This window comes from Acinetobacter sp. LUNF3 (assembly GCF_022699605.1).
Classification (GTDB): Bacteria; Pseudomonadota; Gammaproteobacteria; order Pseudomonadales; family Moraxellaceae; genus Acinetobacter; species Acinetobacter johnsonii.
The window spans coordinates 1,598,057-1,610,598 of the sequence record NZ_CP093968.1 but is presented as its reverse complement, the minus strand read 5'-3'; the positions used below and the strand labels follow the sequence as shown (position 1 = coordinate 1,610,598).

At 38.1% G+C, this 12,542-nt stretch carries 10 protein-coding genes and 1 pseudogene; 3 read left to right on the top strand and 8 right to left on the bottom strand.

Translation table 11 applies throughout. The annotated features are described in order from the left end of the window. Positions 1-18 precede the first annotated feature (18 nt). A complete protein-coding gene (intI1, locus tag MN200_RS07860) occupies positions 19-1,032 on the top strand; it encodes a class 1 integron integrase IntI1 (RefSeq protein ID WP_000845054.1) in 1,014 nt (337 codons plus the stop codon). 613 nt (positions 1,033-1,645) lie between these two features. Continuing rightward, positions 1,646-1,885 (top strand): hypothetical protein, encoded by a 240-nt coding sequence (locus MN200_RS07855; protein WP_234114943.1) that lies wholly within the window; start codon positions 1,646-1,648, stop codon positions 1,883-1,885. A gap of 49 nt (positions 1,886-1,934) precedes the next feature. On the opposite strand, the pseudogene MN200_RS07850 reads toward MN200_RS07855, so the two are convergent. The 6 genes and pseudogenes from MN200_RS07850 to MN200_RS07825 all read right to left on the bottom strand — a co-directional run. After that, positions 1,935-2,267 (bottom strand): annotated as a pseudogene (locus tag MN200_RS07850) (IS1595 family transposase); the annotation flags it as partial. A gap of 52 nt (positions 2,268-2,319) precedes the next feature. Next, complete coding sequence (locus tag MN200_RS07845; RefSeq protein ID WP_075696489.1) at positions 2,320-4,542, bottom strand: DEAD/DEAH box helicase; 2,223 nt, start codon at positions 4,540-4,542, stop codon at positions 2,320-2,322. Next, positions 4,539-5,855 carry an ATP-binding protein gene (locus tag MN200_RS07840; protein WP_075696490.1) on the bottom strand — a complete coding sequence of 439 codons (1,317 nt, stop codon included), beginning with the start codon at positions 5,853-5,855 and terminating at the stop codon, positions 4,539-4,541. Before MN200_RS07840 ends, MN200_RS07845 begins: the two co-directional genes overlap by 4 nt. A gap of 1 nt (position 5,856) precedes the next feature. Beyond that, positions 5,857-6,609 (bottom strand): tellurite resistance TerB C-terminal domain-containing protein, encoded by a 753-nt coding sequence (locus tag MN200_RS07835; protein WP_242760516.1) that lies wholly within the window; start codon positions 6,607-6,609, stop codon positions 5,857-5,859. 85 nt (positions 6,610-6,694) lie between these two features. Then, positions 6,695-7,854 (bottom strand): IS3 family transposase gene (locus MN200_RS07830; RefSeq protein ID WP_087514482.1). Its coding sequence is split into 2 segments (ribosomal slippage): positions 6,695-7,620 and positions 7,620-7,854, totalling 1,161 coding nucleotides; the frame shifts between segments, so codons are not numbered across the junction. Between the two features lie 70 nt (positions 7,855-7,924). Beyond that, positions 7,925-8,929: a hypothetical protein gene (locus MN200_RS07825; protein WP_242760488.1), complete on the bottom strand. Its 1,005-nt coding sequence runs from the start codon at positions 8,927-8,929 to the stop codon at positions 7,925-7,927. Positions 8,930-10,110: 1,181 nt separating this feature from the next. Between MN200_RS07825 and MN200_RS07820 the strand changes: the two genes are divergently transcribed. Beyond that, positions 10,111-10,347, top strand: a complete 237-nt coding sequence (locus MN200_RS07820; RefSeq protein WP_003651786.1) for a VF530 family protein — start codon at positions 10,111-10,113, stop codon at positions 10,345-10,347. Between the two features lie 329 nt (positions 10,348-10,676). On the opposite strand, the gene MN200_RS07815 is transcribed toward MN200_RS07820, so the two are convergent. Both MN200_RS07815 and MN200_RS07810 read right to left on the bottom strand, forming a co-directional pair. Next, positions 10,677-11,735 (bottom strand): 2,3-butanediol dehydrogenase, encoded by a 1,059-nt coding sequence (locus tag MN200_RS07815; protein WP_242760487.1) that lies wholly within the window; start codon positions 11,733-11,735, stop codon positions 10,677-10,679. 21 nt (positions 11,736-11,756) lie between these two features. Then, positions 11,757-12,542, bottom strand: coding sequence for an acetoin reductase (locus MN200_RS07810; protein ID WP_058869607.1), 786 nt, complete (start codon positions 12,540-12,542; stop codon positions 11,757-11,759).

Genomic DNA, 12,542 nt, shown 5'->3' with positions numbered 1-12,542 from the left:
AAACAGTCATAACAAGCCATGAAAACCGCCACTGCGCCGTTACCACCGCTGCGTTCGGTCAAGGTTCTGGACCAGTTGCGTGAGCGCATACGCTACTTGCATTACAGTTTACGAACCGAACAGGCTTATGTCAACTGGGTTCGTGCCTTCATCCGTTTCCACGGTGTGCGTCACCCGGCAACCTTGGGCAGCAGCGAAGTCGAGGCATTTCTGTCCTGGCTGGCGAACGAGCGCAAGGTTTCGGTCTCCACGCATCGTCAGGCATTGGCGGCCTTGCTGTTCTTCTACGGCAAGGTGCTGTGCACGGATCTGCCCTGGCTTCAGGAGATCGGAAGACCTCGGCCGTCGCGGCGCTTGCCGGTGGTGCTGACCCCGGATGAAGTGGTTCGCATCCTCGGTTTTCTGGAAGGCGAGCATCGTTTGTTCGCCCAGCTTCTGTATGGAACGGGCATGCGGATCAGTGAGGGTTTGCAACTGCGGGTCAAGGATCTGGATTTCGATCACGGCACGATCATCGTGCGGGAGGGCAAGGGCTCCAAGGATCGGGCCTTGATGTTACCCGAGAGCTTGGCACCCAGCCTGCGCGAGCAGCTGTCGCGTGCACGGGCATGGTGGCTGAAGGACCAGGCCGAGGGCCGCAGCGGCGTTGCGCTTCCCGACGCCCTTGAGCGGAAGTATCCGCGCGCCGGGCATTCCTGGCCGTGGTTCTGGGTTTTTGCGCAGCACACGCATTCGACCGATCCACGGAGCGGTGTCGTGCGTCGCCATCACATGTATGACCAGACCTTTCAGCGCGCCTTCAAACGTGCCGTAGAACAAGCAGGCATCACGAAGCCCGCCACACCGCACACCCTCCGCCACTCGTTCGCGACGGCCTTGCTCCGCAGCGGTTACGACATTCGAACCGTGCAGGATCTGCTCGGCCATTCCGACGTCTCTACGACGATGATTTACACGCATGTGCTGAAAGTTGGCGGTGCCGGAGTGCGCTCACCGCTTGATGCGCTGCCGCCCCTCACTAGTGAGAGGTAGGGCAGCGCAAGTCAATCCTGGCGGATTCACTACCCCTGCGCGAAGGCCATCGGTGCCGCATCGAACGGCCGGTTGCGGAAAGTCCTCCCTGCGTCCGCTGATGGCCGGCAGCAGCCCGTCGTTGCCTGATGTCTTTGCACATTAAAGACTTAAACTGATGAATCATAAAATCAATAACTTACATTAGGTATGATTCAGTAAATTTACATTATAGTTCTAAACTCAATGAACTTTGAGTTTAGATAACCAATCCATTTATGACATAATAGTTGTAAATTTACTTATGTTTGAGTTTACCTATTCCAAATATCCAATAAGTAAATAAAACGGTGATTGCAAGTGATATAAAAATGACTATTGGGGATGGTACTTGCATTGGACTCAACCAAAATCCAAATAAAATACATGCAACAAATGCACTGCTACAAAGAAACAACTTAAAAAATACCACAAGTATTGAATCTGATTTTTTCGTAATATTCATTCAAACTTCCTCTTTGAGTTTACAACTATATTGTTAAAGTTTAGAACATTAATGTCATTTTTGAGACTTTAATGGTCAGTCACAGAAACATCAAAAGAAAAAGTTTTTTCCTATACAGAAACACCCCGTATGAATGAGCTCAGGAGTCGAACAAAAAAGCAAAGACTAGAAGAAACTTTTTCTAAGAAAAAAACAGAATTTTTTAATCAGATTAAAGATAAAGAAAATAATATTGAGTTTTTAGAATCTTTATTATCAGATGATAAAACTTTAGAGAAATATTTTATTAACCATAAAGAAAAATTAAAAAATGAGATTAAAAACATTAATTCAAACATTAGATTAATGGATGAAATATTGGGTCAATAAAACATATATAATTAAAATAGGCTCTAGACTAGCAGATTTACACTTAATTTTACCTAATGAGGTTCCACAGCTCAGTTGCTAACTCATTAGGTTCCCTCATCCAACGCCATTCAGTTTCTTTAAGATGATAATTAAAGTACTCTTTTGATATGCAGTTAAACTTTGCTAGCCTTCGTTTACAAAAGCTCCAAAATGATTCTATTCCATTTATATGGCATTGTCCTCTAGCAAACTCATTTGCTCCCTGATTTACCCTAAAATGCTTTGAATAACCCACATCAACAAGACCATTATAGCCACGCCATCCATCACTATAAATCACACTCTCAAGTGAAACTTTACCAATGATAACCCCTTGTAAAGTCTTCATTTTACAGTCAGGGTAATCCTCCCATAATGTTCTCTCCTATGCAAAAAGAATAGACGAAATTTGTCTAGGAGAGTGGCGGCAGTTCATTTTGTAAGTTCAATAGATTATTTATAAAAGAAAAGGTATTTTCTGAATCAAAACTTCTTCTTCCATAGCCTTGGTTAAGCAAATCCTCACCTAAGTATTCATCAAATTTTTCTATCTCTTTATCTTGTATATAAGTAGCAAGCTCTTCTTCTTTTGGAATTCCATATACAAGTAAAGATCTAAGATATGAAACCACCGATGCTTTATCTATTTGTTCTATTTCAATGATCCCATATAAAGAGGTAACTGAAAAATTGTTCATTATAAATATGACTTTTAACGTATCTGTAATTTTGTCTCCTAACCAGGTAAAGATGTAGACTTTATTACCTATCTCAATAATAGACTGATTCGCTAAATTAACGTCATTGAATACAGATATACTTTCATCGAATAAAAGCTTTGCTGTTCGATCTATAAAGTCAACTTTATGCTCTCCAACTGTAATTCTGTAATCATTTCCTTTTAAAATATCAAACATTTCCTTTCTAACGATATCATGAACAGCTAACCCGTCCCCACCAAAGGATGGAGGACGCCCACCTTTAGCTGCTATTACACGAATTACTTTTTTTTCAGGCTCAACGTCTAGCACTTTCCATCTTTTACCTGCAAATATGATATATTGATCCTTTAAGATAACTGTTGTGACAGGCAATGTACCTAATGTTTTTAGGCCTGAAATGATCCTGTATTCTTCTGGGGTTTTGAAAACAGCGTAAAAACTATAATGATTAACAATTTGCTCACCACGTATTCCTAATGTAAGTTCACCGCTTCGTAGCTGTGTAATAAGCTCATTTTTTCCCATTGATGTTAGTAATAATTTGAATTGGTCAATTGATACTTTATGAAATGGGCCTGATTTACATAGTAACGTATATATCTGATCAGCCCTGACCCCGCCCCATTGGGCTATCAGCGCGAGTATTTGATGCAGTAATGTTGAAAAGTGGAATTGAGAAGTGTCTGCTGGTTCAAACCATTTACTACTAATTAATAGTCTTATCATAGCCAAAGACTGAATCAGTTCTAAACGTAACATATCAACAATGTGGCTATCTTTAGTAAGTTCTTCTTCCTCAATAAGCATTCTGAGGACAGCCGGTTCATTTCTACGTCCTGACCGCCCCATCCGTTGCCGGAGACTTGCTACAGAATGTGGAGAAGTTACTTGAATTACAGAATTTACTTTACCTATATCAATTCCCAATTCTAGAGTCATAGTACAGACTGCTGTTGTAGGTAGACTTTCCTTCTGTAATCTGTGCTCTAAGTCTTCACGCAACTCCTTAGCTAAAGAACCATGATGGGGGAAAAATTCATTTGGAACCCTATTTTGGCGACATAATTCACTTAACGAAGCCGCTATACTTTCAGTTCTTTGGCGACTATTTGCGAAGACTAAATGTGATCCGCCACGACAAAATTTATAAATATCCTGACAGATCTGAGTTCCTGCATTTTTTAAGTTCTCTGAATTATTCTGAGAAGGATTAATATAGCCTTTTACCTGTACTTGCATAGTTGCAGAGCTTTTCGTTATTGTAATTATTTCACAGTGTAATTTTTGATTAGCTCGTAATGCTAAAGGTACTGTCTCCAATTCACCTAGCGTAGCACTTAATGCCACTCGAGGAATTGGTGACTCATATTTTCCCAATAGATGATCGATCCGATTCAGTAAAGACAAAAGGTGCAGACCACGCTCCGTGCCAATAAATGCATGAAATTCATCGATAGCAATATATTTAATATTGATGAACGCACTTTTAAGCCAACCAGCCTCTCTGATAAGCAAAGACTCTAGTGATTCTGGTGTTATTAGTAAGATACCTGAAGGATTTTTTTTTACGCTGTTTTTTCTACCTTGTGAACTGTCACCATGCCAAGGTGTAATAGATAACTTAAGTTCTTCTCCTAAGCTTTCCAATCGTCGAAATTGATCATTAATTAAAGCTTTCAACGGACTAATGTAAAGGATACCAAAGCCATTTTGAATATCTGCTATTTTACTGCAAGCAGGTAAAAAGAACGCCTCGGTTTTACCTGCTGCTGTTGATGCACTGATTAAAACATCCCGATCACCAGATAAAATAGGATCAAGAGCTTTTTTCTGAATTTCTCTTAAATCTGGCCATCCTTGTTTATAAACCCACTTTTGTACAGAAGGATGTAGTTTTTGAAATTCATCTTTCATATTCTAAATTCAGCTAATTCTTGGGTTTCTGAAGGTTCATCCTCATAAATTTCATCCATATCTGTTATACGTTCTTCTTCAATGGACAATTCATTGATGAAATCATTCCATTTAATCCCTGAATTCTGTTCAATCACAGCTAATAGATCGAGGAATGCTTTAATTGTATTTCTAGGGGTCCTAAAATAAGCATCTCCTATAGTTTCATTACAGTGCTTCAGAAATGCATAAAGCCCCTCATCTGGAACTAAATATTTATCAGGATCGCCACATGCAACAACATTTCTCAAATTCTTAAGTAAAATAAAAAACTCTTCAGGGGTTAAGTTAGCTAGATGTAAAGCTGTAGAAGAATAATCCACTACTCCTGCTCTTTGGGCAAAACTATTTTCTGCTAATCGTGATTGCAATGCCTCATAACTATACAACCCTTTACGTGGATCTAATAGAAACTCTGGCGTACCCCCCAATAAGAAACCTAAGTATTCGGCAGTACCTTGTAGGCAGTCGTTTAATATTCTTAAAATCTGCTCATAGTTGGACATACGTGCTTGTGTACTGTGTAATTTATACAGGTTGACCATCTCATCTAAATTTACAAGTAAACCTGCATAACCGGCTTGACGTACAAAGAGACTCAGTAGTTTTAAAGAATCATAGAATGAACTGTCTGAAATAATAGTGCTTACGCCTAAGTCTTTCTTCGCTTCAGTTTTAGTTGTATATTCAGCTCTCAACCATCTTAGAACATTGGATTTTAATAATTCATTGTCTTGCTCATGTGCTATCCAATAAGCTTCAATAACTTTAGCAAAGTCATAGCCTCCAACTAAGTCAGCTAATGAAGACAACTTATTCTGAATAACAGTCGATACAGCTATATTTGTGTTATCTGCTTCTTTAATTGCTTCAGTAATAAAGCGTTCAACTACACTCGTAAGTGCATTTCCATCTGGTTTATTACGTGTAGCCATATTACGAATTAATTCAGAATATAAATTACGAGCTTGCCCTCCTGAAGCATGAATTCGTCGATCTGGTGAAAGATCAGCATGTACAGTGACCAATTTTTTCTCTAGGGCAATTGAGCGGACCACACTTAGAAAAAATGTTTTCCCTGATCCGTATTCCCCAATAATTAATCTAAATGTTGATCCACCTTCGATGACCCGATCAATATCTTTGTTTAATGCTGAGATCTCTTTAGAACGTCCTACTTGGATATGTTGCAGTCCGATTTTAGGCGTAACCCCTGACTTGAGCGATTGTATAATTGCTTCTTTCTCTTTTAATCTTATAGGTTTTATTGACATGTTATTCCTCTCTTAATTCTGCAACGATTTCTTTATCGACATAAATGTCACCATCATCTTCAAGTACAGGAGCATCCGCTATTTCATACGCCCAATCATTGATAGTCTCAAGAGCACCATCAATCATCAAGTTAAGCTTTTGGCAAATGGTCTCGATGTCTTCACGTAACCATTTCTCTTTATCAATCAAAGTTTCAAATAGTACTCTATGCTGTTTATCCAAACCTATAGTTAAGCTAGAACCTAATGTCACAGGTTCAATTTTTTCTTCAGGTATATTTTCTTCCACAAAAATTGATCCTAAAAGCGTATGTACTTCTTTAGTTTCAGCTTCATGCTGAGCAAGAATTGAATCATCTAAAATAAACGATGTGATATTGCCTCCAGTTGGCTGTTTTTGAGTGGAAATTATCTTTTGAGTTGTATATTGATGTAAGTCGGAAGGAATTAAGCTCTTATCAATACCCAACATCGTATATAACTTCTCAAGCTGTTTAATCTCTGTCGCTTCAATTTTCCCATCTGCTAAAGCTATTTGAACAAGTATCTTTCTAAATGAAATTTTGTTTGTTTCATCCATAGATTCTATTTGTTGCTTTAAGCCTGCGGTATTCACTGAAGAATTCATACTCCAGATGAAATATGCGTTTAGTGACGATCTTTCACTTAATGAAATTGAAGAGTCTTCATCAATAGTTTTATTGATTAGAACTTTCTCTTTTTCATGAAAAGTACTGTCACACTTCGCTATCATGACAGCCAATCTAATAAATAGTAAAAGTTTTTTGAAAGACTCAGATAATTTTTCATCTCCATTTAAACCATCATGAGTTATGATCCTAGACAGTATCGTGGACAACCAGCCCCTCTAAACTTTTAATATATTTCTGTTCAAAGGCTTCTGGACTTAACCAGCCGTTTGCAGAATGTCTTCTGACTCGATTGTAATAAATTTCAATATAGTCAAACAAGACAGCATTCGCTTCTTTTCGAGTCGAAAACACACTGCCATGTACCACATGACCTTTTAATGTATGAAAGAAGCTTTCAGTCACTGCATTATCCCAACAGTTTCCACGTCTAGACATACTCTGAGTACAATCATTTTTCAGTAACAGCGCTCTAAAATCACGACTACAGTACTGTGAGCCTTGGTCCGAATGAACCATAACACCAGTTGGATAACCCTGACGAGCCATTGCATAGTTAAACGTATCACACACCAACTGGCGGTCTATTCGATGGCTGGTTTGCCACCCCACGATACGACGGCTAAATAAATCTAGCATCACACATAAATACAACCAACCTTCTTTAGTGCGGATATAGGTAATGTCTGTTGTCCAGACTTTATTAGGCTGAGTAACTGTAAATTGGCGATCCAACAAGTTGGGTGCTGTAGGCAAACGATGGGTTGAATCAGTCGTATGCTTGTATTTACGTGCAATCCTGCTACGTAAACCAAGCTTTTTTAGCATCCTTCCAATAGTACGTTCGCTCATGTTGTAACCTAAATCATGCATGTCATGTACTAATGAAGGTGCACCCAATCGTGCATGATGCTGCCAATATACGGCTTTTAAGTCATTATATTTCTGTGCCGTATTGGCTTGACGTTTTCGCCAGGCATAATAGCCTGAAGTGCTGACACCTAGGTATTTACAGGCAGAAGATACGGTGACTTCATTCATATCTAGATCTTGAATTACCGTGTACTTTTCTTGGCATGATCTGTTAGAAAGTACACATGCGCTTTTTTTAAGATGTCATTGGCTTCCTTGAGCTGTTTGACTTCTTTCTCTAATTCCACGATCCGCTGTTGTTCTGGTGAAAGTTGACGTTTGCTTGAACCTGCCGGATTGGTTTCACGAATCCATTTATCTAATGTTGAATAACCCACACCTAATTTCTGGGCGATTGCAGCTACAGACTCGTGTGAGTTTGAAAGTGCATAATCAATCGCTTGCTGTTTAAATTCGGGACTAAAACGTTTAGCCATTTCTTGAATCTCCAAAGATTAAAGTTACGTTATCTTTAGAGGGACGTGCTGTCCATTATTTTGTCTAGGATCATCCGTCTTTTTCCCATTCATGAAGGGTTAAAGAATATTCTTCAAATGAATTTGAACATGCGCAACAATGAGTTTCATACCATTTTTTTCGATCTTCAATCTCGGATTCAATATGTGAGATTTTATTTTTAAACGTTGGTATGGAACTTCTAATTGCTTCTAATTCATCTGCAAATCTTTTCAATTGGGCTTCATAAGCTTCTAGTTTAAACAGTTCACTTGAGAGCTTGGTTCGAGCAGTTTCTAGTTCGTCAATTCCAGTGCTATTAACCACTAATTTCATCTCATTCGAAGTAAGTCTCGACTCTAAATATTTTGACACCTCTTCATATTCACCCCATGTTTCCACAAATGTAACATTATTAGAATATTCACCTAACCTTTCTGAAATATGATCTACTTCATCAAATGGACAACAAATAATCTCGATGTCTTTATAGTGAAATTCAAATCCTTCCTCATTCGGATATCTCCATTCTCTTTCCCACATAAATCCTTGGTTATCTGCATCGTGATCAAGAGGTGTCATAAGAGGAGCAATAGAGTTATACAATGCCAAGTCTTCCGAAGTCATAGAGAAGCTTCGTAAAGATGCAATCATCCTTAGTAATTTTTTATCTATATATAGAGCAGGACGTACACCACAATCCGCTAAAGATTTTTTTGAGAAACCGATACCATATCTTAGATCTTTTAACCATCTGTCATGACTCTTATGCCTAAAAAAATCGATAGAGAAAATAGGTGTCTCTGTGAAACACACAATTTTATGGCCATACCAGTTAGATTGACTTTGAGTAGGTTTTGAAGCATCAATTTTTCCATGAAATTCTTTAGTACTACTTTCAAGAATGCTTTTAATGGCATTCTCAGTTGTCATATGTACTAAAAAAGGAGACATATCACTTTTTTCAAAAGGACGTAGCTCCAAAGTTTTAGTATTAATTTTATGTTTTGACCAAGGATAATATTTTCCAACTTCTTTTATTGAAGGTAATGTCATACCAAATACTTTTGAATTAAAAAGATATTTTGATTTATAGGAGCAGGTATTTCAACTTTCTAATACATTAAAATATTCACATAGTTTGGCAGAGCTGTAAATTTATATTGAATATTTTTCTAGTATGACCGCCCTTAGGCGGTGTATCCCATCAAAAAATTTTGCCATGATGGCTATTACGATATGGTGGACGCATAATTTTTAACTATGAATGTGAATTTTGTACCTACATAGTTCGATAAATTTTTGTATTTATTTAAGATTTAATGAAATTAAAAATCTACCAGGATTCTAGAAATGCAGCCCTATCTATTGAGCTATCACGGCTCCATAAAGAAAGTTTAGAGATTCGGTCGAATGAACTATTAAATATTTTAGGTTCATGAACTATGATTGTTTAATTAAATCAATATATCTTTATAAGATATTGTAAAGTATAAATTAAACTGAAAAATTATTTATGAACTAGACTTTAGGTAAACATAAATGCAGTAGCATATCCAAGACTGTAGCCTACGCAACCTCAGTTGGTGCTACAGCTCGACATTGTGAATCTCAGTAAAATTATATTCACAATGCCGAGTAAGCTAATGAACATAATATACGTTATGCCGAAATCTACGCGCGTAATTTTCAAATCACCGGATAGGATTTCTAAAAGTTAGAATTGAGCCACCATTGGCTTTAAGCACGTAACCTATCTATGTGATGATCTAACTTGATAAAAAACTGTTTGAGCTGATCTATTTCTTTGTCATTGTCTAATTCTGAATTTTGCAGTTGTTCTAGCACCGTCTCCAGTAGATCGCGCATGTACTCATAGTCGGCTCTGGTGAGTGTGCCCTTGTTTCTGTCATAGTTGACTGTTTTGTACAAATGTTGGTTTACACGCATAAATCTTTACTAGCATCTTATTTATGCCTGATCTTTAGAATACCAACTTCGGTACTTATCTAAGAAGAAATAAGTTGTTCAGGTGATTTAAAACTAAAATAAACCTTTGGATTTTCAATAGCTAATGTTTCTAAAGTCTCAGCAAACGAAGCGTAGAAATGCACTTTTATGAATGTCTCCTGCTATTTCAGCACACATCAATGTTAATTATGTTTAAATTTCAACCCTCCCATTTTTCAACTAGCTCAGGTTATAATAATGTCCTCCAAAAATATGGTTTATTTATTATGAATGCCTCCAATGACCCTCTACACGGCAAAAAACTTGCTGACATTTTGGATGAGTTATTGGATTACTATGGTGGCTTTGAAGGCTTAAGTCGTAAAATTGAAATTAGATGTTTTTGTATAGATCCAAGTGTTAAGTCATCATTACGGTTTTTACGTACCACACCATGGGCACGTGAAAAAGTAGAAAGCTTATATTTGTATGTCTTACGCCAAAAAGCCAAACAGAAATCGTAGCTTTCAAAACCCCAACCTCAGCCTATATTTTATACCAAATAGTAAACTAAAATTATTGAATAGACACTGATTTTGTAGACATCTTTTAATTAGTGGTGGACTACCAAGACTCTCCTAGAAAAATCTAGTCTATACCGCTATGGTTTATTTAAAAACTTATTTTCTATCTTTACTAGGCTGTATGATCAAAATCATAAAGGCACTCTACACTGTAAATTTGAGAATGAATCTGTACGTACAGGCTCATTCCCTATCGCTAAAGATATTAGGAATAGCTACATAGAGCTTATTTCTAGCTTATTCAAATTTGTCGTTAAAATTAGGCTTTACTACGGATGAACAATAATTTTGACTGCAGACTCATTATTATGAATCAGTGTTTCAAAGCCTTTAGAAACAAGATCATCTAATGCAATACGTTGGGTAATAAAAGGTTCTAGATTAATCTTATCTTGCTCGACTAAGCGGATGGTTTCCTGATGGTCATTTACATAAGCAATCGTGCCACGAATATCTAGCTCTTTCATAACCACACTATGCACATTAATTGTGGCAGGATGGCTCCAAATAGAAACGATAACGACTACACCAGTTGGTTTCATTGCTGCAACGAGTGTATCCATGACTTTATTGACACTACTACATTCAAAAGCGACATCTACACCGCGGTCTTCTGTAATTTTCATTACCTCAGCAACTACATCAACCTTAGATGGGTCTAGTACATAATCGGCAACACCCGCTTCTATCGCTTTTTCTTTACGTTTTGCACTCAGTTCAGTAATGATGACCGTGAGACCTTTAGCCTTTAAAATAGCAGATAAAAGTAAGCCTATTGGGCCTGCTCCACCAACCAGTGCGATATCGCCAGCTTTTGCGCCACTTCTGACATAGGCATGATGACCGACAGATAAAGGTTCTATCAATGCTGCTTGGTCTAAAGGAATATCATTTGAAATAGGATGTACCCAACGCCGCTGAACTGCAATTTTTTCAGAAAGACCACCACCGCGTCCGCCTAAACCAATAAAGTTCATATTTTTTGATAAATGATACTTATCATTAGGGCCAGTCGGGACATCATCCGCAATAATATAGGGTTCAACTACGACATGTTGTCCAATTTGGATATCGTCTACACCCTCATCAACTGCATAAACTACGCCTGAAAATTCATGTCCCATTGTTACAGGTGCAGATTCTCTCGAAATTGGATGTGGATGACCACAAGGTGGAATAAAAATAGGGCCTTCCATGAATTCATGTAAATCTGTACCGCAAATACCGCACCATGCAACTTGAATTCCAACTGTGCCTGGAAGTACTTTCGGTTCAGGGATATCTTCAATTCGAATATCCCCTCGATCATAAAAACGAGCTGCTTTCATTGTGTATTCCTTATCTTGATATTAACGGTAAACCATTCCACCATCTGTCAAAATAGACTGACCTGTAATATAGTTTGCATCCTCGCTTGCTAAAAATGCAACTAATGCAGCCACGTCATCTGGTGTTTCAGCACGTCCTAAAGCAATACCATCTACATATTTTTTATACGTTTGACCAATTGGTGCACCTGTAATTTCAGAGAACCGCTGATCTATTTCGACCCACATGTCTGTACCAACAACACCCGGACAATAACTATTTACAGTAATTTCAACACTGGCATATTCTTTAGCCGCAGCTTGCGTCAATGCACGAACTGCAAATTTAGTTGCCGAATAAACACCGAGTAAAGCAAAGCCTTCATGACCTGCTATTGAGCATGCATTAATAATTTTTCCAGCCTGTTGGCGTTGTTTAAATTTATTTGCTGCGGCTTGAATCCCCCAAAGTACACCACCGACATTGATGTTCATAATTTGGTTAAATTCACTCGGCGTTACTTCTGCCAAAGCTTTGACTTGTGCAATACCTGCATTATTAATCATGATATCAAAACCATTAAGTGTCGATTCTGCATGATTAATAGCGTCACTGATTTGTATTGGATCTGAAATATCCGCAATAAATGTGGTGGCTTTTACGCCAAAGGCTTCAACCTCTTGTTGAACAGTATTTAACTTTTCTTGGTGAAGATCGACCAAGGCAATATGAACACCTTCTTGTGCTAAACGTAAGGCAATACCGCGTCCAATACCTTGTGCCGCACCCGTAATTAATGCAACTTTATTGTTTAAAACTCTAGGCAC